16 protein-coding genes and 1 pseudogene are annotated in these 21,182 nt (G+C 72.5%); 10 read left to right on the top strand and 7 right to left on the bottom strand.

Translation table 11 applies throughout. From position 1 onward, the window contains the following. Nucleotides 1–21: 21 nt before the first annotated feature. The gene (locus ACIODU_RS15045) at nucleotides 22–3,186 is read left to right on the top strand and encodes a discoidin domain-containing protein (protein WP_401767692.1); all 3,165 of its coding nucleotides are present in this window, start codon (nucleotides 22–24) and stop codon (nucleotides 3,184–3,186) included. A 93-nt stretch (nucleotides 3,187–3,279) separates the two neighbouring features. On the opposite strand, the gene ACIODU_RS15040 is transcribed toward ACIODU_RS15045, so the two are convergent. The 4 genes and pseudogenes from ACIODU_RS15040 to ACIODU_RS15025 form a co-directional block, all read right to left on the bottom strand. Beyond that, the gene (locus ACIODU_RS15040; protein WP_401767690.1) at nucleotides 3,280–3,759 is read right to left on the bottom strand and encodes a nuclear transport factor 2 family protein; all 480 of its coding nucleotides are present in this window, start codon (nucleotides 3,757–3,759) and stop codon (nucleotides 3,280–3,282) included. Beyond that, nucleotides 3,756–4,115, bottom strand: a complete 360-nt coding sequence (locus ACIODU_RS15035; RefSeq protein WP_401767890.1) for a BBE domain-containing protein — start codon at nucleotides 4,113–4,115, stop codon at nucleotides 3,756–3,758. Before ACIODU_RS15035 ends, ACIODU_RS15040 begins: the two co-directional genes overlap by 4 nt. Before the next feature lie 969 nt (nucleotides 4,116–5,084). Next, nucleotides 5,085–5,231, bottom strand: a pseudogene (locus ACIODU_RS15030) (SDR family NAD(P)-dependent oxidoreductase); the annotation flags it as partial. Further along, a complete protein-coding gene (locus ACIODU_RS15025; protein ID WP_401767688.1) occupies nucleotides 5,228–6,409 on the bottom strand; it encodes an alkene reductase in 1,182 nt (393 codons plus the stop codon). The gene ACIODU_RS15025 and the pseudogene ACIODU_RS15030, both read right to left, overlap by 4 nt. Before the next feature lie 201 nt (nucleotides 6,410–6,610). On the opposite strand from ACIODU_RS15025, the gene ACIODU_RS15020 reads away from it, so the two are divergent. The 4 genes from ACIODU_RS15020 to ACIODU_RS15005 all read left to right on the top strand — a co-directional run bounded on the left by ACIODU_RS15020 (nucleotide 6,611) and on the right by ACIODU_RS15005 (nucleotide 9,194). Then, nucleotides 6,611–7,165 (top strand): hypothetical protein, encoded by a 555-nt coding sequence (locus ACIODU_RS15020; RefSeq protein WP_401767687.1) that lies wholly within the window; start codon nucleotides 6,611–6,613, stop codon nucleotides 7,163–7,165. Nucleotides 7,166–7,296: 131 nt separating this feature from the next. After that, nucleotides 7,297–8,196: an N-acyl homoserine lactonase family protein gene (locus ACIODU_RS15015; RefSeq protein WP_401767685.1), complete on the top strand. Its 900-nt coding sequence runs from the start codon at nucleotides 7,297–7,299 to the stop codon at nucleotides 8,194–8,196. A 77-nt stretch (nucleotides 8,197–8,273) separates the two neighbouring features. After that, the gene (locus tag ACIODU_RS15010) at nucleotides 8,274–8,699 is read left to right on the top strand and encodes an SRPBCC family protein (RefSeq protein WP_401767683.1); all 426 of its coding nucleotides are present in this window, start codon (nucleotides 8,274–8,276) and stop codon (nucleotides 8,697–8,699) included. Nucleotides 8,700–8,735: 36 nt separating this feature from the next. Further along, nucleotides 8,736–9,194 (top strand): MarR family winged helix-turn-helix transcriptional regulator, encoded by a 459-nt coding sequence (locus ACIODU_RS15005; protein ID WP_401767681.1) that lies wholly within the window; start codon nucleotides 8,736–8,738, stop codon nucleotides 9,192–9,194. Between the two features lie 49 nt (nucleotides 9,195–9,243). On the opposite strand, the gene ACIODU_RS15000 is transcribed toward ACIODU_RS15005, so the two are convergent. The 3 genes from ACIODU_RS15000 to ACIODU_RS14990 form a co-directional block, all read right to left on the bottom strand. Then, entirely contained in the window at nucleotides 9,244–10,461 is a 1,218-nt protein-coding gene (locus ACIODU_RS15000) for a phosphatidylserine/phosphatidylglycerophosphate/cardiolipin synthase family protein (protein WP_401767679.1), read from the bottom strand. A gap of 189 nt (nucleotides 10,462–10,650) precedes the next feature. Beyond that, on the bottom strand, nucleotides 10,651–11,841 hold the full coding sequence (locus tag ACIODU_RS14995) for an MFS transporter (protein ID WP_401767677.1): 1,191 nt from the start codon (nucleotides 11,839–11,841) through the stop codon (nucleotides 10,651–10,653). 38 nt (nucleotides 11,842–11,879) lie between these two features. Next, nucleotides 11,880–13,223: a peptide ligase PGM1-related protein gene (locus ACIODU_RS14990; RefSeq protein WP_401767675.1), complete on the bottom strand. Its 1,344-nt coding sequence runs from the start codon at nucleotides 13,221–13,223 to the stop codon at nucleotides 11,880–11,882. Between the two features lie 179 nt (nucleotides 13,224–13,402). Here ACIODU_RS14990 and ACIODU_RS14985 point away from each other — a divergent pair, with 179 nt between their 5' ends. From ACIODU_RS14985 to ACIODU_RS14965, 5 genes are all read left to right on the top strand, one after another. After that, on the top strand, nucleotides 13,403–14,632 hold the full coding sequence (locus ACIODU_RS14985; protein ID WP_401767673.1) for an NADP-dependent malic enzyme: 1,230 nt from the start codon (nucleotides 13,403–13,405) through the stop codon (nucleotides 14,630–14,632). A gap of 30 nt (nucleotides 14,633–14,662) precedes the next feature. Beyond that, nucleotides 14,663–15,835 carry a 3-deoxy-7-phosphoheptulonate synthase gene (locus ACIODU_RS14980; protein ID WP_401767671.1) on the top strand — a complete coding sequence of 391 codons (1,173 nt, stop codon included), beginning with the start codon at nucleotides 14,663–14,665 and terminating at the stop codon, nucleotides 15,833–15,835. 40 nt (nucleotides 15,836–15,875) lie between these two features. Then, on the top strand, nucleotides 15,876–16,529 hold the full coding sequence (locus ACIODU_RS14975) for an isochorismatase family protein (RefSeq protein ID WP_401767669.1): 654 nt from the start codon (nucleotides 15,876–15,878) through the stop codon (nucleotides 16,527–16,529). After that, complete coding sequence (locus ACIODU_RS14970; RefSeq protein ID WP_401767667.1) at nucleotides 16,526–18,406, top strand: anthranilate synthase family protein; 1,881 nt, start codon at nucleotides 16,526–16,528, stop codon at nucleotides 18,404–18,406. Before ACIODU_RS14975 ends, ACIODU_RS14970 begins: the two co-directional genes overlap by 4 nt. 191 nt (nucleotides 18,407–18,597) lie before the next feature. Further along, complete coding sequence (locus ACIODU_RS14965) at nucleotides 18,598–21,108, top strand: LuxR C-terminal-related transcriptional regulator (protein WP_401767665.1); 2,511 nt, start codon at nucleotides 18,598–18,600, stop codon at nucleotides 21,106–21,108. The last annotated feature ends 74 nt before the right edge of the window (nucleotides 21,109–21,182 follow it).

The following is a 21,182-nucleotide window of genomic DNA, read 5'->3' as shown; positions in this document are numbered from 1 at the left end:
AGCCTCGTGCCCAGGAGGTGCATGCGCGTGACACATCAACCGGCCGAACTGAACAGGCGCCGTTTCGCCCAACTCGCCGGGCTGACCGCCGCATTGACCGCGGTGCCGCTTTCCCTCGCCGAGGCCGGACCGGCCATGGCGTCCGGTCACCACGGGAAGAAGCCCCACGCGGCGCCGCCGGACGAGGTGGCCGCCGCGTACCACAAGGCGCTGCTCACGCACACCCGCTGGTCGGAGACGCAGTGGGACGCGGCCAAGGGCTACTACACCGCCAAGGACTTCGGGTTCGCGGTGGTCCTCGGACACGCAATCCTGCTCACCCGGGGCACCTACGACGCCGCGGAAGCGGGCGTCGACAAGGAGACCCTGCGCTCGCGCACCCTCGCCACGATCACGCACTTCGCGGCGTCGAACCGCCTGACGGGCGGCTCCGAATGGGGTCGTACCCTGTTCTTCGACACCACGTTCCAGCTGTACTTCGTGCTCGCCGCCCGGCTCCTGTGGGACCAGCTGGACGACACGACCCGGGGCAACATCGACACCATCGTCCGCGCCCAGGCCGCGTACACCACCGCCCTCGGCCCGGCCAACGACCCCGCCTCGGGCGGCTGGACGCCCAACGGCCTGACCGGCGGTTACGTGGGTGACACGAAGCTGGAGGAGATGGGCGTCTACGCCCAGTCCCTCGCGCCGGGCCTCGCCTGGGCCTCTGACGACGAACGGTACAAGGCCTGGAGCGACGCCTTCGGCCGGTGGAGCCGCAACGAGGCCGGCCTGCCCGCCGCGGACCTCGCCAACCCCGCCCTCGTGGACGGTGTCGCGGTCAGCGCCAACACGGCGCAGAACCTGTACGACACGTTCATCGTCGAGAACCACAACTCCTTCGGACCGCACTACCAGGAGGAGTTGTGGCGCACCTCCGGGCGTAACGCGGCCCACTTCATCACCGCCGGGCGTCCCCTCCCCCAGGTCCTCACCGCGCAGCCCAACGCGGGCCCGCTCTGGGACACCCTGCTCACCGTCATGAGCGACGCGGGCGAACCGCTGATGCCCATGGTCAACGACCGCGAGCACCTGTACGGGCGTGACGTCATCCCGATCGCCTTCCTGGCCCAGGTGTTGGGGGACCGGGCCGCGGCCCGCTCCGAGGCAGCGCTCGCGGAGCGGCTGGCCGCGTACCAGGCGTACGCGCCGGCCTACCGGCTCACCAAGTTCTCCGGCGAGCCCAAGTACGAGCCGGAGGCCCGCGCCGAGGTCGCCATCAGCTATCTGCTGCACGAGTGGCGGAACGCGCACGGCGCGGCCGTCCGGCCCCTCACCGACGCGGAGTTGTTCGCGCGGGCGAGCGGGGTGAAGGACTTCGGCGCGGGCCCCGGGCTGGTCGCGCACCAGACCCCGGCCGCCTGGGCGGCGGCCGTCAGCAAGCAGGGCTTCCTCAAGTTCTGCTGGCAGCCGGCCCACGACGACTGGCTGTTCTCGCTGAGCGGCACCACACCCATGTTCCTGCCGTCGGTCGCGGGCGGTACGACCACCCGCCACGTCTCCACGTACCGCAAGGTCAGGGACGGATTCGACGGCAGCGCCTCGGTGTTCACCCTCGGCACCGGCTTCGCCGGATTCACCACCCTGCCCACCGGTGACGTCGTCTACGCGTCCACCGGGGTCGCGGCGGGCGAGGGACACATCGAGGTGTGGAACCTGACGATGCCGGGCGTCGCCGGTCTGGACGGCAGCCGTACGTACACCACCGCCGAGGGCAGCGTCAGCGTCACGGCCAAGGACGCGGGCACCGCGCCGCCGTCCACGACGGGGCGTACCGACGACCTCACCTTCACCCGGGCGTCGTACCGTCACGTGCGGGTCCAGGGCATCAGCCCCGATCCCCGGTACGGGTACTCGCTGTTCGCGGTCGAGATACGCGACGGCGCCGCCGGCACCGACCTCGCGCGGAGCGGCACGGCCACGGCCTCCTCCGCCGACCCCGGCAAGGGCGCACCCCTCGCCATCGACGGCGACCTCACGACCCGCTGGGCGGTGTCGCTCGCCGACCGCCCCAAGGCGGACAGCTGGCTCGCGGTCGACCTGGGCGCGGAGCAGAGCTTCGACCGCCTCACCCTGCGCTGGGAGGCGGCGGCCGGGCGGGGTTACGTCGTCCAGGGCTCGGCGGACGGCAAGGCGTGGACGGATCTCGTACGGTATCCGCGTCCGAATCTCACCAGCGACGGCGGCTGGGTCGATGTCGACGGCCGGGCCGGATTTGTCGTCCGCGGCGCGAAGAACCCGCTCACCGTCTCCGACGACATCCTCGTCCTGTCCGACGGGCCCGCCGGGCCCGTGGTGATCGAGGGGTACGTGGGGAAGTCCGCGGCCGACGTGAAGGCCGCCGCGGCCCGCCCGGCGCCGGTCGCCGCCAGTACGGCGGTGAAGGCGAGCATCGCCGGAGGCCACCTGAGCCTCTTCAACCTGTCGGCCGCCGCGGTGAAGACCACGGTGTCCGTGGTCCAGGACACCCGTACGGTCCATCTGTACGCGGGGATCCAGACCGTCACGGCGACCGGCACCGACCATGTCGCCCAGCTCGCCGCCGCGTCGGCCGTGATCGCGCCCGCCCGGTTCACCCTGCGGCCGGGCAGCGGCACGCGCGTCCCGGTGGGGGTGCGCGCCGAGGTGGTGGACGCGGCGACGGTCGTGTTCTCGGGGCCGTCCTGCCAGCTCGTCCTGACCACCACGAGCGGCAAGGTCGTCCACGTCACCGTACGGAAGGGGCGCACCGAGCGGGTGTCGGTGTCGGGCGTCACCGCCTATCCGCTCGACGACCTCGCCCTTGGGCGGATCACGTTCCCCACGGCCCCGCTGCCGTCCGGGATGTCCGATCCGGCGGCCGCGGTGGACGGTGACCCGCACACCGCCTGGAACCCGGGTGCGCACGGCCGGATGGTGGTGGACCTGGGCGCCGTGATCCCGGTCGGTGAGGTGCGGGTGGCCTGGACGGGCGGCCGGATCCCGGCCGCCAAGGTGGAGTTCAGCACGGACGGGCTGACGTACACACCGGCGGGACGACTGCGGGTCAGGAGCCGTACCGGCTCGCTGGTCACCTCGGCGGGCGCGCGCTATGTGGCGTTCGCCGTCGAGGGACGGGGGGCGAACGACGCGCGGGTGGTCTCGGTGTCGGTGCTCGGTTCGTGAACCGCTGAGGAAACACTGAGCCGTACGGCCCCGGGGTGGGCACTCCCTGAGAACGGGAGGGCCCACCCCGGTGGCATGACGTCCGGCGGACGGTCACTCCCCCAGCAGGACGGTCGGGTCGCCGGAGAACCACGCGCTGTCGATGGTGAGGCGCCTGATGCGCCAGATCTCGCCGTCGCGCACCAGATCGGCGTCGTAACGGTTCATCATCAGCGCCTGGCGCGTGCGGTCCGGCTTCGGTCCGTCGCCGGGCGGGAAGTGCTGGGCCATCGCGTAGGCCCGGGCGTTGGCGGTGTCGCCGTCGACCGTCGTGCGGATGTTGCTGACCACGTGGCTGGTGTCCAGGGGGCCCACCGCGGGGATCAGCACCCCCACGACGGTCTCGCGCGGCGCCAGCACGGGGAAGTCCAGGCCGATCTTGCCGGTGGCGGGGGTCAGGTCGACCGTGGCGTCCTCGGTCAGTGAGGACGCGAGCAGGTCGGCGTCGCCGAAGTCCAGCCCCGCCGTGTAGCGGTGCAGTGTGTCGGCGATGGCGGCGCGGTCGGCGAGGAGCTGGAGCGTGGTGTCGGTCATTTCGTGGCCTCCGAGGGCGGGATGGTGTGGTTGAGGCGGAACAGGTTGCGGGGGTCGTACCGGCGCTCGACCTCGCGCAGGGGGCGGTAGGCGTCCGCGTCGTACGAGGCACGCACGTCCCACACGTCCGGTACGGAACTGTGGTGCGCGGCGAGGAAGTTGAGACGGCGGCCGTCGGTGGACCAGGGACGCACCCGGGCCGGCGGTTGGCCGGCGTAGGCGCCCTGTACGGCGAGTTCGCCGGGTGTCCCGAAGGCCACGGTCCCCAGGGCGTGGCGCGCGTTCCGGTTGCCGACGGCGTGGTCCGCCGGGCGGCCGGGCGCGCCGCCGAGGTGGCGCGGTTCGACGAACTGCACCGGCCAGTCCGCGCCCGTTCCCGGCGCCGCCAGGACCGCGTCGAGGGCGCCGGGCGTCAGCGCCGACAGTGGAGGGGTGTACTCCGAGAACGGCGCCGGATCGACCGATCCGGACGAGGTCCGCGTAGGCGCGCAGGGCCGTTTCCGTATCGTCCCCGGCGAAGAACAGGCCGCACGCCCACAGGTGGGTGACGGGGAACAGGGCGAACTCCATGGCCCTGACGACGCCGAAGTCGCTCTTGCCGCCGCGCGGGGCCCGGAAGGGGCCGGGTCCCGTGGTGGCGTCCACGTGGTGCGGGGTGCCGTCGGCGGTGACGACGTCGATCGAGGTGACGTGGTCGCTCGCCCAGCCGTGGGCGCGGCCCATCGCCGGGCTGAGGCCGCCGCCGAGGGTGTGGCGGACGACCCCGACGAGCGGGGAGGAGCCGTTGACGGGGCGACCCGTGGGGGGCGGCCGCGTCGACCACCTGCTGCCAGATCGCTCCCGACCCGTACCGTACGGGCCTCCGGGTCGACGCTCAGCCGGGCCATCCGGCCGGTGGCGACGAGGACGGCCCCGTCGGCCGGGACGATCACCCGGTGCCCGGCGGCCAGGACGTCGCGCTTCGATGAATTCGGCATGGGCCCATACGACAGGAGCCCTGTCGACGTGGTGTCGACGAACCGCCGACGGACGGTCGATCGAGGCCGTCCCCGGCCCCCGGACGGCGCTCCGGGCGGAAACACTCTGCGTTTGCGGGCCGCCGCGCCAGTACGTGTGCCGGAGCCGGCCCACTCGCTCCGGTACGGGCATCGGCGCCGCGTCCACGTCCAGGAGGGCGGCGGCCTGGTCGCGTACCGGCCCGTACGTCCGAGAGGTCGGCGGACCCGTCCGCCGGGTAGGGGCGCAGCAGACGCCGGAGCGCCCGCGCGAGCGGCGCGCGGGTCGGACGCGTCGGTGCGGACGCCGTACGGTCCGGGACCGATCTCCGGGACCGAGGCGTCCGGTTCGGCCTTCCTGCGGCCCGGGAGGTAGACGCGGGCTCCTTCCGCCACGAACTCGGCGGCGATGGCTCGCCCGATACCGGACGAGCCGCCGGTGACAACGGCGATCCTGCCTTCGAGTGGTGCGATCACAGCGATGCTCCCCGGGGTTCCGTCGCACCGGTGGACGAGGTCGGTGAAGGGACGGCGACGGCTTCCGCGGCCGGCGGGTAGTCGGTGTAGCCGCGGGAGCCGCCCTGGTAGAACGTCTCGCGGTCGCCGTCGGCGAGCGGGAGGTGGTGGGCGAAGCGCTTCGGCAGGTCGGGGTTGCTGATGAACAGCGCCGCGAACGACACCAGGTCGGCGAGGCCTTCGCCGATGACGGCGTTGCCCGACTCCTGGTCGAGGCCGGCGTTCGCGATGAGGGTCCCCCCGTACAACGGCCGGAACCGTCCCAGCGATTCGAGTCGCTGCTCCGGCGTCACCCGGACGTTGGGCTGCCGGGTCATCATCAGGTGCAGGTAGGCCAGCGGGTGGTCGTCGAGGCGGGCCGCCACGTACTCGTGGACCGCCAGCACCTCGGGCGACGCCTCCGCCGACCCGCCCAGCACCTGGTGCGGGGCGAACTTGACGCCCACCCGGTGCGGCCCCCACACACCGACCACCGCGTCGATCACCTCGAACAGGAACCGTGCGCGGCCCTCGGCGGTGCCGCCGTAGGCGTCCGTACGCAGGTTGAGCGCGGGGTTCAGGAACTGGGCGATCAGATAGCCCCGTTGGGCGTGCAGCTCCACGCCGTCGAAGCCGGCCAGCTTCGCGTTGACGGCGGCCGACCGGTACTGCTCCACGATCTCCGCGATCTGCGACACGCTCAGCGCGCGGGGCGTGACGACGCGGGTGAGTCCGTTCGGTGTGAACACCGTGCCGCCGGGGTTGACCGCGGAGGGCGCGACCGGCAGGCGGCCCTGGTGGAAGTCCGGATGCGAGGCGGCGCCGGTGTGCGCGAGCTGCGCGAAGATGGTCCCGCCCTCGGCGTGCACCGCCGAGGTGACCTCCCCCCAGGCACGGGTCTGTTCCTCGCTGTACATGCCGGGTACGTGCACCGCCCCGATCGCTCCTGCGCTGATCCAGGTGCCTTCCGACACGATCAGGCCGGCGCCGGCGCGCTGCCGGTAGTACGCGCTGTGCAGCTCCGTCGGGGCCAGTTCCGGATTCTCCGCCCGGGCCCGGGTCATCGGGGCCATGACCACGCGGTTGCGCAGGGTCAGCCCGTCGCCGAGATCGTACGGATCGAGCAGGGGCTGCTTCGCGGTGCGCAGCGGGAGGGACATCCCCGCCTCCTCGTCATGACAGATGGATCAAGCCGGCCCTTCCACCGTCGCCCCGCGCCACCCATCACGTCCAACGATCCTTGATGATGAACGCCAGCATCAGCGGTGATGGGCCGGAGTCCTGAGAAGGCGCTACCGTCGCAGGTGAGGGGGACTACTCACCCACCCGCTCCACCCCGCACGGGTAAGGAAGAACCTCACATGAGCGAGCACACGAACGAGAACAAGGTGCTGACCGATCTCGTCCTCTCCGACTCGACGGTCCACGCGACCGTCGACGCTCCGTTCGACCAGGTCGACCTCGCCGACTGGCTGGGGAATCTGTCGGACGACGAGTACCAGCGCTGCGCGCCGGGCGAACACAAGGCCTGCGCCCACGGCATCACCGACGACGGCCGCCGCGAGACACTGAACGTCGAGATGATCGGCACCACCCTGACGATCCAGCACGCCGTGCACGACGTCTTCGAGAAGCACCACCTGCGCCTGGTGTCGCTCTCCGACGCGCTGACACCGAACGGCTGGACCACCTCGCAGGGCATCTGGGAACTCAGTGTCACGGACAACGGTGACGGCACCTGCCGGCTGAGCAACAGCATCCTCGCCCATCCGACCACGGAGGGCATGGAGTTCTACGAGGCGAACGGCATCACGTTCGAACAGGCCGCGTCAGCACGCCAGGAGGCCTCGGACGCCCACAACCACCGGGAGACCCCGAACTACGCCGCCAGCATCACGCGCAAGGCGCTGGCCTAGGGCGTGTCCGCGCCGTCGCCGCGGCGCACACCGGTGCTCTTCCAGGCAGGCGCCTCGGGACCGGGCAAGGCGGTCGCCGCCCGGAACGGAGATTACTTGACACGACATACATGTCGTGTCATCTTTCTTCTATGACGACCTACCCGAACCCCGCCCCCGTCCAGCGCGTCTCCGTGGTCAGCACCGGTGAGGTGATGATCCGCCCCGAGCACCGGGCCGCGACCCGCACGCCGGTGTACTGGTGGCTGGCCACCTCGCGGCGCTGGACCGAGCCGCTGCCGATCAATGTGTACGTGGTCGAACACCGCGACGGACTCGTGCTGTTCGACACCGGCCAGGACCGCGCCTCGGTGACCGACCCGGCCTACTTCCCCGGCGGCCCCGTCGGGCTGATCTACAAGCGGCTCGCCCGCTTCGAGATCGCCTCCCACCAGACCCTCACCGCCCGGCTCGCCGCCATCGGGTACGACATCCGCGACGTCACCACCGCCGTCATCTCCCACCTGCACCAGGACCACATCGGCGGCCTGCGCGAACTGACCCACGCCGAGATCGTCGTCAGCCGCCGCGAGTGGGAGACCCTGGGTGAACGGGCCCCCGAGCAGAAGGGGTTGCTGCGCTCCCACATCCAGATCCCCGGCCTGCGCTGGAAGCACGTCGATCCCCGGCCGCTCACCGATCCCGCCCTCGCCCCCTTCACCAGCGGACACGACCTGTTCGGCGACGGCAGCATGGTGCTGCTGCCCACGCCGGGCCACACCCCGGGTTCCCTGTCGATGCTCGTGCGCGGGCCCCACCACCCGCCGCTGCTCATGGTCGGAGACGTGACGTACGACTCCGCCCTGCTCGAAGCGGGACACGTCCCGGGCGTGGGCGAGAGGAAGCGCCTCACCGACACCACCGCGCTGATCAACGAGATGCGCCGGCGCGACCCCGGCCTGACCGTACTGGCCGCCCACGACCCCGGCGCCGCGTCCGCTCTCGCCGCCGCCACCCGCGGGACCCGGCTCGCCGAAGCGGCCCACGCCTGAGCGGGCGCGGGCCCGTACACGTACGCCTCACGAAACACCCCGCACCCCTGGCACCCCCGACAAGACAAGGACCCGCCATGACCACCCAGCAAGCCACCCGTTTCCTCGACGCCTCCCCCGCCCAGGTCCGCCGCGCCCTCCTGGACCCGCTCGCCCTGCGCGACTGGAACCCGGCGTTCAAGCACGTCGACGGGCCCGCCCGCGCCACCACCGGAGTGCCGTACGCCCTCACCGTGATCGGCGGGCTGACCGGGACCTGGCAGTACACCCGTATCGAGGAGCGGGAGATCGACTGCGCCTGGCAGGTCCCCGGCTTCCAGGAGACGGGCACCTGGCGCCTCCAGCCGCACCTCGGCGGCACCCTGGTCACCCACGCGTTCACGCACCGGGGGCCGTTGGCCCGCGCCCTCGCCAAGGCGTACCGGGGCGTGGCCGAGCTGCGCCTGGACCGGCTCACCGAACGCGCGGCCCACGCGGGGCCCCTCGCGGGCGCGGCCGTATGAACGAAACCGCCCCCGCCGATCAGGGAGAATGTCCCCATGCCCGCCATGCGTCCCGCCGAGGAACTCCGCTACCTGATCCTGGCCGCCCAACGTGAAGGCAACCGGCTGCTCGGCCAGGCCCTCAAGCCCCTGGGGGTCACCACCTCCCAGGCGGAGGTCATCCGCGTCCTGGAAGAGCGCCAACCGCTCACCCTGAACGGTCTGGGCGACCTGCTGGTCTGCGAGAACGGCAGTCCCAGCCGCCTCGTGGACCGGCTGGTCTCCGCCGGCCTGGTCACCCGTGAGGCGGCCGCGCACGACCGCCGTCACATCGAGATCGCGCTCACCCCGGCCGGCGCCCAACTGGCGCGCAGGATCGCGGAGATCGAGGAAACGCTCTACCGGTCCATCGACGCCCTGGCCGACACGCACGACACCGCGCAACTCACCGATTTCCTCCGCGCCTTCGTGGCCGGCCTCCCCTCCGGCCAGGCCCTCGTCAACCGCATGGCCTGACCCCGGCCGGTGTCACGCGGGCACCACCCCGTCCCCCCGCTCCGGAGCCTCACAGGAACCGGCGGATGGGGGTGACGGCGGCCTCCCGCAGCCGTTGCGCGGTCGGGCGGCGCTTCCAGCGCCCCTTCTCGATCCGCTCGCTGACCGCCAGGTCCTCGTCGAAGTGGCCGTCCAGGGTGGCGGTGAAGTCCTCGTCCAGGACGGCGAGCATGACCTCTTCGTCGTGGTCGAGGGAGCGGCGGTTGAAGTTGGTCGAGCCGATCAGGACGGCGACGCCGTCGACGGTGATGACCTTGGCGTGCATCATCGTCGGCTGGTACTCGAAGATCTCCACTCCGCAGGCGAGCAGTTCGTCGTAGTGGTTCTGGCCCGCCAGCTGGCAGACCCGCTTGTCGGTGTGGGGGCCGGGCAGCAGGATCTCCACGGTGACGCCGCGCCGGGCCGCCGCGCACAGCAGCTCGATGAAGTAGGGATCGGGCGCGAAGTACGCGGTGGCCAGGCGGAACCGCTCCTGCGCCGACTCGATCATGACGCGCAGGAGGGTCTGCATGTCCTGCCAGCCGAAGCTCGCCGAACCGCGGACCACCTGGACGACGGCGTCCCCCTGCGGCTCGTGGCCGGTGAAGCGGTCGTGCGTGTCGAAGAGGGTGTCGTGGCACTCGGCCCAGTTCTGCGCGAAGGCCGCGGCGATGCCGTCGACGGCGGGGCCGCGGACCTGGACGTGGGTGTCCCGCCATTCGTTCGCGTTGCTCGCGTTGCCGCACCACTCCTCGGCGATTCCCACCCCGCCGGTGTAGGCGACGCGTTCGTCCACGACGAGGACCTTGCGGTGGCACCGGTGGTTCTGCTTCAGCGGCGAGAGGTAGAGCGGCTTGCGGAACCACTCCACCTGCGCGCCCGCCGCCGCCATCAGATCGAGCAGATCCTTCTCGATCAGCCTGCTGCCGAAGCCGTCGAGCAGCAGCCGTACGCGGACCCCTTCGCGTGCCCGGTCCGCCAGGGCCGTCGCGAACTGGCGGGCTATCTCACCGCGCCAGTACACGAACGTCATCATGTCGATGGTGTACTCGGCGCCGCGGATGCTCTCCAGCATCGCCGCGAAGATCTCGTCCCCGTTGCGCAGCGGGAGCAGCGTGTTGCCCTCCGTGGCGGCGATCCCGATCAGCCGTTCCAGGCGGCGCCGCATGCGCTGCTTCCGCTCCGGTACGGATCCGGGCCGGTCGGCGACGTCCGGGGCCGGTTCGCGTTCGCTGGCTTCGCTGGTCATTCGTGTTCACTGCCTTCGCTGGTCATACGCTGCCACCTCGCCGGGACGGGCCACACCTCCGCGCTTCCGGCGACCGCCGAGGGGACTGCGAGCCGGTCGGAAGGGGTGGCTGACGGAGTTCGACGAAGAGTCTGGCCGCGAACACGGTCCTCAAACCCGTCCCGGCGAAGGCAGCGCGTGGCCGCTGGGTCAGGGGCCGTGGTCCGCCTCGGCGAAGGCGGGCGGCTCGGCGGGGGCCCGGGGCGCGGAGGGGCGTTCGGCGACGGCGCTGACGGCCGTGATGAGCAGGGTCAGGGCGACACCCCCGAGGATCGCGACCGAAGGGGTCGCCAGATTCAGCGCCACGGCGGACAGGGACGCGGTGAGGCTGTAGCCCACCCCCTGGACCGCGTACATGACGGAGTACGCGGCGGCGTGGGCGTGTTCGGGCAGGCGCTCGCGGAGGCTGAGGTTGCGGGTGACCATGACCCCGGACTGGAAGACGCCCGCCAGGAGAAGGCCGGCGGCGATGCCCGGCAGGCCCGGCAGGAACGCGACCAGACAGACGCAGCCGGCGGTGACCGCGAGGAACACGAGGCTCTGGACCCGTACGGTGCCGGGCCAGTTCCGCAGGCCGTAGCAGAACGCCCCGGCGGCGCTGGCCAGCGCGAATCCGGCGAGCAGCGGCCCCGACCACCCGACGGCGACGTCCCGGTCCTCCAGGAGGGCCGGCAGGACGAGTTCCGCGGTGGCCAGCATCGCCATGGCGGCCGCGCTGGTGAGGTAGACGGGCCAGCCGGACAGCAGGGTCCGCGTCATCGGCGCCGCGGTCCGCCCGGTGGGTTCGGCGACCCGGGGTTCCGGGAGCCGCAGCACGAGGAGCGAGCCGGCGGCCGCCAGCACCGCGCCCAGGATCAGCGGGGCTCCCGGGTGCACCTGGAGGGAGAGCAGGACCACCAGGCCGGGCGCCGCGGCCCAGGTGATCTGGGTCAGGGTCGCCTCGGCGCTCAGGGCGCGCGGTACGGCGTCGTCGGCCACCAGCCGCGTCAGCATGACGCGGACGCCGCCGGGGCAGGCGGCCGGGGCCGCGCCGGCCAGGAAGGCGAGGCCGATCAGGACGGCGGACGGGGCGGAGGCCGCGAGCGGCAGGGCGCAGAAGGCGAGGGCTCCCACCATCAGCCCGGCCGACAGCTGCGGCCTCATCCGGCCGCGGCCGAGGCGGGTCCCGAGCAGGGGGGCGCCGACGACCTCTCCGAGGACGTACGCGGAGGCCAGGATCGCGCCCAGGGTGTAGCCCCCCTGGCTCTCCCGGCTCAGGAACACCACCGCGAGCGGTGCCATGGCCACCGGGGCCTTGCTGGCCAGTGCGACCAGGGCCCACAGCAGGAGCTCACGGGTCATCAGGTCCCGGTAGCGGGGTTTTGCGACGGACAACTCGATCAGCCTTTCGTGCCGAGGGGGGCGAGCAGGTCCTCGACGGCCTGTTCCAGTTCCCGGGCGTGCCCGGCGTCCCGCGCCACGACGCAGTACTCACCGAAACCGCCCGACGCGCCCGCGTCGTCCACGGTGATCAGCACACCGGTGCGCGAGGCGGGGTCGTAGGCCAATCCCTGGTCGGCGAGGGCCTGGACGGTGGTGGTGAAGGGCGGGAAGGTGCAGCGGCGCAGCTCGACCAGGATCCGCTCCTCGAAGTAGTCGTCGCCGACGACGCGTTCGCCGATGCGGTGGATGTGGGTGGAGCCGCCCGTACGGCAGTTGAACTCGTTGATGAGGATGCTCCGGGCGGGTGTGACGATCGCGTCGATGCTGACGATGCCGCGGTAGCCCATCGCGTGGATCGGGTGGCACAGGCGCCGTACGGCGTCCAGGAAGCCGGGGAAGGCGGGCAGTTCCGCCGAAGGGGCGGGCACGATGAGCCCGTTGAGCACGGGCTTCATCCGCATCTCTCCGTGCCCCGTGAACTCCGTGCCGTGCTCCTCGATCCGGACCTCGGCGTAGATGGGGGCGGAGTCCGGTACGTACTTCTCGATCACCACCCGGTTGCGTCCGCCGTCGGTGAGCCAGGACCAGCGTTCCGTCAGGTACGCGGCGAGGTCGTCGCGGCTCGCGGTCACCACGGCGCGCTGGGCGCCGAGCGGGTCGACGCCGGGCACGGGGCTGACGATCTCGTTGCCGAATCCCGCGACGTGGAAGTCCTGCTTGAGGATGGCGGGGTGGCCCTGGGAGAGCAGGCGTTCCCAGAGGTAGTCCTCGGCCTCCTCCCGGGTCGAGAACACACCGCCGGGCGGCACGGGCGCGCCGGCGCCGCCGGCCAGGGCGCGGAAGGTGGCCTTGCTGTTCAGCAGCCGGCCGCCGCTCTGGTCGAGGAAGCCGAAGCCGGGGATCGTCTTGTCCAGGCCGAGCGTCCGGGTGAGTTCGGCCACGGAGCTGTCGAAGTGGAAGGGCAGGACGCGGTCGACGCCGTGCGTCTGGACGGCGTCCCCGAGGGCGGTGAGGAATCCCTCGTCGGTGAGCCGGTCCTGGGACAGCACACCCTCCCCGAAGCGGCCGGGCGGCGGTACGAGCACCTGGACCGAGTCGCGGGGGATCCCCAGGGCGGCCGTGACGTACCGCAGGAATTCCTCGTGCACGGGCATGGGGAGGACGAGCACGTCGCCCTCCTGGAGGCACCACGCCATCCGCTGCGCCTGGTTCCCCACGTACAGCCGGTATTCCGGGTCGAGTAATTCGAGGTCGCCGACCATTTCCTCGGTTCGCTGATTGCTGATGATCAGTGTGGTCATTTCGGTGCTCGCTTTCCGTGCGGCTCTGGAATTTCGCCATTGTGCTGCCGCTTCTCCGGGAGAACCACTACTCACGCGAGTAGAACCGCAGGCCGCCGCTCTTACCGGGTCGGGTAGTGCGGCCGCGTCGGGCGCCCGGCTACTGTCCAGGTGACCTTGCCGAGGAGAGGGATTTCACCATGACCGCTATCGGGGTCAACAGCCCTGTGACGGACGCCGAGGTGTTCGCCGCTCATGAAGGTGGAAAACTGAGCGTGGGTGTCACCACCGCATTCCACGACTCCCGTGCGCTGTCCATCGCCTATACCCCGGGCGTGGCCACGGTCAGTACCGCGATCGCGAGGGACCCGGGTCTCGCGGACCGCTACACGTGGGCCGGCCGGCTGGTCGTCGTGGTCACCGACGGCACCGCGGTGCTCGGCCTGGGCGATGTGGGGCCGGCCGCGGCCCTGCCCGTCATGGAGGGAAAGGCCGCCCTGCTCAAGGAGTTCGGCGGGCTGAACGCGATACCGCTGGTGCTGGACACCACCGATGTGGACGAGATCGTCGAGACGCTGGTACGGCTGCGGCCGTCGTACGGGGCGGTGAGCCTGGAGGACGTCGCGGCGCCCCGGTGCTTCGAGTTGGAGGACCGGCTGGTCCAGGCCCTGGACTGCCCGGTGATGCACGACGACCAGCACGGTACGGCCATCGCGGTGCTGGCGGCCCTGCGCAACGCGTGCGCGGTGGTCGGCCGGGCCGTGACGCGGCAGCGCGTCGTCGTCTCCGGCGCCGGGGCGGCGGGGGTCGCGTGTGCGCGGATCCTGCTCGCGGCGGGGGTCACCGATGTCACCGTGCTCGACTCACGCGGCATCCTCGTCCCCGGGCGCGCCCACATGAATCCGGCGAAGGCCGCGCTGGCCGGGGCCACGAATCCGCGCGGGCTGCGCGGCGGTCTCGCCGGGGCGCTGCGGGGCGCGGACGTGTTCGTGGGGGTGTCCAGTTCCGCGGTGCCGGAGGAACTGATCGCGTCGATGGCGCCCGGCGCGATCGTCTTCGCGCTCTCCAATCCCACGCCGGAGATCCGTCCGGAGGTGGCCGGGCGGTACGCGGCGGTGGTGGGGACGGGCGGCAGTGACCATCCCAACCAGATCATCAACACCCTTGCCTCACCCGGGATCTACCGGGGTGCGCTGGACGCGGGCGCCCGGTGGATCACGGAGGGCATGAAGCTCGCCGCCGCCGACGCGATCGCGGAGGTCGCCGCCGGCGATCTGGCCGCGGACCGCATCGTGCCGCACTCGCTCGACCCGAGGGTGATGCCCGCGGTCGCCTCCGCCGTGGCGCGGGCGGCCCTCGAGGACGGCGCGTTGGAGCGGGACCGTCCCGACGCGTGCCGCCTGTCGCCCGGTACCTCGCTCTCGTACTGACACCCCACACGCGGACGGAGCCCCGACGGCATGGCCTCGGTACAGGATGTGATCGCTGCACTGCCCGCCCTGCAACAGCCCGACTGGGGCGACCCCGAAGGGGTCGAGCGGGTACGGAAAAGACTCTCGACCGCCCCGCCGCTGGTCCACGCGGAGGACGTGGCGGTCCTGCGGGACCATCTCGTGGTGGCCGCGGCGGGCGAGTTGCAGATCGTCCAGTCCGGCGACTGCGCGGAGGACTGGGCCGAGTGCACCCCCGGCGACCTCGCCCGCAAGGCGGGCCTGCTGGACGTGCTGGCGGGCACCATGGCCATGGCCGCGGGCCGCCCGGTGCTGCGGGTGGGCCGGCTGGCCGGCCAGTTCGCCAAACCGCGCTCCCGCCCGTACGAGACCGTGGGCGGGGTGGAACTGCCGGTCTACCGCGGCCACATGGTGAACTCCCCCGAACCGGACGCCGAGCTGCGCCGCCCGGATCCCACCCGTCTGCTGACCGGGTACCAGGCGTCCAAGGGTGTCATGGACCTGCTCGGCTGGCGGGACGGACCCCACCGGTCGCGGTCCGGCGCGCCGGTGTGGACCAGCCATGAGGCGCTGCTGCTGGACTACGAACTGCCCCTGGTACGGCGGCAGCCGGACGGCCGGCTCCTGCTCACCTCCACCCACTGGCCGTGGATCGGCGAGCGCACCCGGCAGCTCGACGGCGCCCACGTGGCCCTGCTCGCCGCCGTGGCCAACCCGGTGGCCTGCAAGGTCGGCCCCGGCATGACCCCGGACGACCTGCTGGCGCTGTGCGAGCGGCTCGACCCCCGCCGCGAGCCGGGACGGCTCACCCTGATCGCGCGGATGGGCGCCGGGGCCGTGGGCGACCGGCTGCCGCCGCTGGTGTCGGCCGTGAGCGCGGCGGGGCACCCCGTCGTGTGGCTGAGCGACCCGATGCACGGCAACACCGTGACAGGACCCGGCGGTCTGAAGACCCGGCTGGTCACCCATGTCGCCCAGGAGGTCGGGGAGTTCCACGCCGCGGTGACGGGCGAGGGCGGGATCACGGGCGGACTGCACCTGGAGACCACCCCGGACCCGGTGACCGAGTGTGTGGCCACCCGGGACGACCTCCAGGAACTTGGCACCAAGTACACCACCCTGTGCGACCCGCGCCTGAACCCGCGGCAGGCGGTCGCGATCGCCTCGGCCTGGCGCGGCTGACCGCGCGCGCCGGAGAGACAAGAAGGACGAGAGACATCCGATGCCCAGCATTCCCCCCATCACGCCGTATCCGATGCCCGCGCAGGGCGACCTGCCCGCGAACACCGCCGACTGGACCGTCGACCCCGGCCGGGCGGTCCTGCTCCTCCACGACATGCAGCGCTTCTTCCTGCGGCCCTTCCCCGCGGGCCAGGCACCCGGTGACGACCTGGTACGCAACACGGTCTCGATCCGCGACCGCTGCGCCGCGCTGGGCATACCGGTCGCGTACACCGCGCAGCCCGGCCGCATGACACCCCAACAGCGCGGTCTGCTCCTGGACTTCTGGGGCCCCGGCATGCGCACGGACGCGGCGGACCGGGAAGTCGTCCCGGAGCTGGCCCCCGCCGCCGGCGACTGGCTGCTGACCAAATGGCGCTACAGCGCGTTCTTCAGGACGGATCTCCTGGAACGGATGCGGGCCCACGACCGTGACCAGCTCATCATCTGCGGTGTGTACGCCCATGTCGGGGTGCTCATGACGGCCGTGGACGCCTTCACCCACGACGTCCGGCCCTTCCTGGTGGCCGACGCCGTCGCCGACTTCTCCGAGTCCTACCACCGGCTGGCGCTGGAGTACGCGGCCGAGCGCTGCGCCCTGGTCACGACCACCAAGTCCCTGCTGGACGGGCTCGGCGGAGGTGCGTCCGGATGACCGACGACCTGCTGGCCCGGGTGCTCCAGGGGCAGGCGCCCGCGTACGCGCTGCTCCACCGCCCCGAGAGCGCGGGCGACACCCTGGAGGTGCTGCTCGGCGCGATGTCCACGGCGGACACCCTCGCGGAGATCCCCCTCCCCGACCCGGTACCTCCCGCGGCGGGACACCGGCACGACACGCTGGTGATCGTCCCCTACCGGCAGGTCGCGGAACGGGGATTCGCCGCCCCCGACGACGGCGCGCCCCTGCTCACCATGGCGGTCGCCGACCAGGAGCGGCTGCCGCTGCGCGAGGCGCTGCGCCGGCTCCCCGACGACGCCGTCACCCTCGGCGGGGGGCACTTCGAGCCGGACGACGAGCGCTACGCGGGCCTGGTGCGCCGGGTCATCGACGAGGAGATCGGCCGGGGCGAGGGGGCCAACTTCGTCCTCAGGCGTTCCTTCGTCGCCGACATCACCGGGTACGGCCCGCACAGCGCCCTGTCGTTCTTCCGGCGGCTGCTGGAGCGGGAATCGGGGGCGTACTGGACCTATCTGGTCCACACCGGCACCCGTACCTTCGTCGGGGCCAGTCCGGAGCGGCACATCAGCGTCCAGGACGGCACCGCCGTGATGAACCCGATCAGCGGCACGTACCGCTATCCCACCTCCGGGCCCGCCCTGTCCGGGGTCATGGACTTCCTCGCCGACCGCAAGGAGTCGGACGAGCTGTACATGGTGGTGGACGAAGAGCTGAAGATGATGGCCCGGATCTGCGACACGGGCCTGCGGGTCGTCGGGCCGTACCTCAAGGAGATGGCCCGGCTGGCCCACACCGAGTACTTCATCGAGGGCCGCACCGGCCGTGACGTCCGGGAGATCCTGCGCGAGACGCTGTTCGCGCCGACGGTGACCGGCAGCCCCCTGGAGAGCGCCGCCAAGGTGATCGCCCGGTACGAACCGGAGGGGCGCGGCTACTACAGCGGCGTACTGGCCGTCATCGGCCGGGACGAGCACGGCGACCGTACGCTCGACTCGGCCATCCTCATCCGTACCGCCGACATCGACGCCGCCGGACGGCTCCGGGCCGGGGTGGGCGCCACCCTCGTGCGCCACTCCGACCCCCGCTCCGAGGTCGCCGAGACCCGGGCGAAGGCGGCGGGCCTGCTCAGCGCGCTCCAGCCCCTGATGCCCGACCGCTTCGCCGACCATCCGGACGTCCGCCAGGCGCTGGCGCGGCGCAACGACACCATCGCCGGGTTCTGGCTGGGCGACGGCCGCGGGCCCGGGCACACCGTGCCGGGGCTGGCCGGGCGTACGGTGCTGGTCATCGACGCCGAGGACACCTTCACCTCGATGATCGACCATCAACTCCGTTCCATGGGGCTCGCGGTGACGGTCCGGCGCTTCGACGAGCCGTACCGCTTCGACGCGTACGACCTGGTCGTGCTGGGGCCCGGGCCCGGCGACCCGCGCGACGGCGGCCATCCCAAGATCGCCCGTCTGCGGTCGGCGGTCGACACCCTGCTGCGGGAGCGGCGGCCCTTCCTCGCGGTCTGCCTCAGCCACCAGGTCCTGAGCACCCGCCTGGGCCTGGAGCCGGCCCGTCGCACCGTACCGAACCAGGGAGTCCAGCGGGAGATCGACCTGTTCGGGCGCCGGGAACGGGTCGGCTTCTACAACACCTTCGCCGCCCGCGCCGAGGACGACACCCTCGACCATCCCGGGCTGGGCGGCGTGCGGTTCAGCCGGGACAAGGAGACCGGAGAGATCCACGCGATGCTCGGGGAGGGCTTCGCCTCCCTGCAATTCCATCCCGAGTCCGTCCTCACCGAGGACGGCCTGCGTATCTTCGGCGGGTTCCTGACGGAGGTGCTGCGCGCCCGCGTGGCGTGACCGTACGGCAGGTGTGACACGCCGCGAACCGGGTACCGGCCACCGTAACGGAACAAGACAATCTGGTGTGGCAGTGATGGACATCACCGCGCCCGGCCGCCGGGTGGGGCATCGTTGCGAACCGGTCCTTCGGTCCGGGCGGTCCCCAGCCGGCGGGCTCGCGTATCTCGGTGTCGTCAACGGGAGAGCACATGTCCGAAGCCGTCAGGTTGCACGGACGCGAGGACGAACAACGGCGCCTGGGAGGCTTCCTCACCCGGGCCGGAAGCGACTCACCCCCTGTCCTGATCGTCGACGGCCAGCCCGGCATCGGCAAGAGCCGGCTGCTGCACGAAGCGGCGCACCGGGCCCGGCAACAGGGCCTCGCCGTCCGTCACCATTCCATGGCCGACCTCAGGGCCCTCGTGTCCACCGGCATGGCACACCGGCCGGGCGCCCCCGCCCACCGCACGCTGATCGTCGTGGACGATGTGGAGACGCTCACCGCCGCGGAGTTGAACGCCCTGGTGCGTTTCACCCGGCGGGACCTCCCCGTGGCCCCGGCCCTCCTGCTCGCCCGGGACGCGAAGACCCAGCGCGCGTCGTTCGAACAGCCCCTCCAGGCGGCCGGCGGTGCCCCCGTGGACCGGCTGGAGCTGGACCCGCTGGCCGGCGGGGCGGTGCGCGGCCTGGTCCGTGACCTCATCGGCGTCCCGCCCCAAGCGGGGCTGCTGGATGTGGTGAACTGCGCCAACGGCAATCCCCGGCTGATCGTGGAGCTGGTCGAGGGCCTTACCGAGGAGGGGCGCATCGGCCCCGAGGGCGAGCTTCTGCGCCTCACGCCGGGCCGGCTCCCCATCCGCGTCCAGGGCCTGATCCAGGACCAACTGCGCCAGCTGTCCCGGGAGTCGGTGCAACTCCTGCGCGTCGGCACGATCCTGGGCCGCACCTTCCCGCTGTCGGGGGCCGCGGTCATGCTGGGGACCGGTACGGCCGGGCTGCTCTCCGCCCTGGAGGAGACCGCGGCCGCCGGGCTGCTGACCCTCGCCGACGACGGGGTGAGCTTCCAGCATCCACTGGTCCGGCGCGCCGTGTACGAGTCCATCCCGGAAGGTGTGCGGGCGACCCTGCACCACGAGGCGCGGCAGCTCACCGCCCGGCCCGCCGCTCCCGTCGAGGACTTCGCCGAACCCTTACCGGAGGAAGGGACACCGGAGCGGTACGGCACGGGGGCGCCGGGCGGCGCGAGGACGGTGGGAGCGGTCCGTACCCTCCTGCGGACGGGCCACGTCGAAGCGGCCGTCCTGCTCGTCCGCGGTGTCCTCGACCGGCGGCTCCCGGCGCACGAGGAGATGGTCCTCAAACTCCTCATGACCGACGTCCTGTTGAGCAGCGGACACGCGGGAGCCGTGTTCGCGGCCGGCGCGCCCCGCGCGCAGGCCCGTACGGGCGGGCTCACCGAAACGTGCGCCGACCTCGCGATCGACCGGCTGGCGGCCGCCGGCCCCGAGGCCGCGCGGGTCGCGGCGGCCGCGCTGTCCGGCCTGGAGTGGGCGGAGGGCCGTACCGCGCAGGCCGTCCACTGGGGGCGCCGGGCCGTCGACCACCTCGCGACTCCCAGCGCGCCCGCCCGCCACGCGTACCACCGGCTGTCCCTGGCGGCCAAGCTCGTCCCGCTGGGCGGCGTCCAGGAGGCGGAGGGCCTCCTCCGCCAGGTGCGGGGGGAGCAGTCGGCCGACGAGGACCGCGCGGTGTACCTCCTCTCCGCCGACCTGGTCCAGGCGGCGGCGCATCTGCGGGCCGGGGAGCCGGACGCCGCCCGGCAGCGGGCCCGGGACGCCCTCAACGTCGCGTCGGCCGGCCGGCTGCCCGGCCTGGCGGCCTGGGCGTCGGCCACGCTGTGCCGTACCGAACTGTTCGCGGGCGACACGGAAGCGGCGGCCCGGCACCTGGCCCGCTGCCGGGAGTACGGGGACGCGGCGGAGGCGGTCCCGCACCTCGTCCCGTACCGCCAGTGGCTCGACGTGCTGCTGCACGCCGCACGGAACGACGTCCGTGAGGCGGCCGGCCTGCTCACCACCTCCGCGGGGCATCTGCCGTCCCTGCGCCCGCTGTTGCTGGCCGAGCCGGGCGCGGCCGCCTGGTTCGTCCGCTTCTCCCGCCGTGTCGCCGACCGTACGCTCGCCGACACGGCCCTCAAGGCCGTGGAATGGCTGGCGGCCGACAACCCGGACGTTCCCGCCGTCCAGCTGGCCGCCCTCCACGCGCGGAGCCTGTACGAATGCGCCCCGGACGGGATCGCGCGGGTGGCGGCGGAGCATCAGGACGCGTGGGCGCGGATCTGCGCGGCGGAGGATCTGAGGGCGCTGCTGGACGAACGGCGGGTGGCCCAGGCGGCTTTGCCCGAGCCGTCCTCACCCCGGCACGGTCCGTGGATGGCGCGGAACCACGTGGGCCGGATGACCGTCGTCGAGGCCGCGGACTACCGGCGGCCCGCCCCGGAGCCGGCCGCCGACACGCTGAACGACATCGAGCGCACCATCGCCGGCCTCGTCGTCGAGGGACTGACGAACCGTCAGGTCGCCCAGCACGTCCACCTGTCGCCGCACACGGTCAACTACTACCTGCGGCGCATCTACGGGAAGCTCGGCATCCGCTCCCGCGTCGAACTCGCCCGCCACATCCACGATCACGGCCTCGGGGCGGTGTGCGAGGGGATGTGACGGCGCGAGGGGGGCGAAGGGCGAACGCCCGTCCGGCGTCCGCCCCTTGCCCCCCCTGCCCCCGTTGCCGTCCC

Origin of the sequence: Streptomyces sp. NPDC088261 (assembly GCF_044740805.1) — a bacterium.
Lineage (GTDB): Bacteria > Actinomycetota > Actinomycetes > Streptomycetales > Streptomycetaceae > Streptomyces.
This window is presented reverse-complemented; position numbering and strand designations above follow the sequence as displayed.

Bases quoted from the DNA above. Each gene is read 5' to 3' on its own strand.
- ACIODU_RS15045 (WP_401767692.1), top strand. From the start codon at position 22: ATGCGCGTGACACATCAACCGGCCGAACTGAACAGGCGCCGTTTCGCC.
- ACIODU_RS15040 (WP_401767690.1), bottom strand. From the start codon at position 3,759: ATGACCGACACCACGCTCCAGCTCCTCGCCGACCGCGCCGCCATCGCC.
- ACIODU_RS15025 (WP_401767688.1), bottom strand. From the start codon at position 6,409: ATGTCCCTCCCGCTGCGCACCGCGAAGCAGCCCCTGCTCGATCCGTAC.
- ACIODU_RS15020 (WP_401767687.1), top strand. From the start codon at position 6,611: ATGAGCGAGCACACGAACGAGAACAAGGTGCTGACCGATCTCGTCCTC.
- ACIODU_RS15015 (WP_401767685.1), top strand. From the start codon at position 7,297: ATGACGACCTACCCGAACCCCGCCCCCGTCCAGCGCGTCTCCGTGGTC.
- ACIODU_RS15010 (WP_401767683.1), top strand. From the start codon at position 8,274: ATGACCACCCAGCAAGCCACCCGTTTCCTCGACGCCTCCCCCGCCCAG.
- ACIODU_RS15005 (WP_401767681.1), top strand. From the start codon at position 8,736: ATGCCCGCCATGCGTCCCGCCGAGGAACTCCGCTACCTGATCCTGGCC.
- ACIODU_RS15000 (WP_401767679.1), bottom strand. From the start codon at position 10,461: ATGACCAGCGAAGCCAGCGAACGCGAACCGGCCCCGGACGTCGCCGAC.
- ACIODU_RS14995 (WP_401767677.1), bottom strand. From the start codon at position 11,841: ATGACCCGTGAGCTCCTGCTGTGGGCCCTGGTCGCACTGGCCAGCAAG.
- ACIODU_RS14990 (WP_401767675.1), bottom strand. From the start codon at position 13,223: ATGACCACACTGATCATCAGCAATCAGCGAACCGAGGAAATGGTCGGC.
- ACIODU_RS14985 (WP_401767673.1), top strand. From the start codon at position 13,403: ATGACCGCTATCGGGGTCAACAGCCCTGTGACGGACGCCGAGGTGTTC.
- ACIODU_RS14980 (WP_401767671.1), top strand. From the start codon at position 14,663: ATGGCCTCGGTACAGGATGTGATCGCTGCACTGCCCGCCCTGCAACAG.
- ACIODU_RS14975 (WP_401767669.1), top strand. From the start codon at position 15,876: ATGCCCAGCATTCCCCCCATCACGCCGTATCCGATGCCCGCGCAGGGC.
- ACIODU_RS14970 (WP_401767667.1), top strand. From the start codon at position 16,526: ATGACCGACGACCTGCTGGCCCGGGTGCTCCAGGGGCAGGCGCCCGCG.
- ACIODU_RS14965 (WP_401767665.1), top strand. From the start codon at position 18,598: ATGTCCGAAGCCGTCAGGTTGCACGGACGCGAGGACGAACAACGGCGC.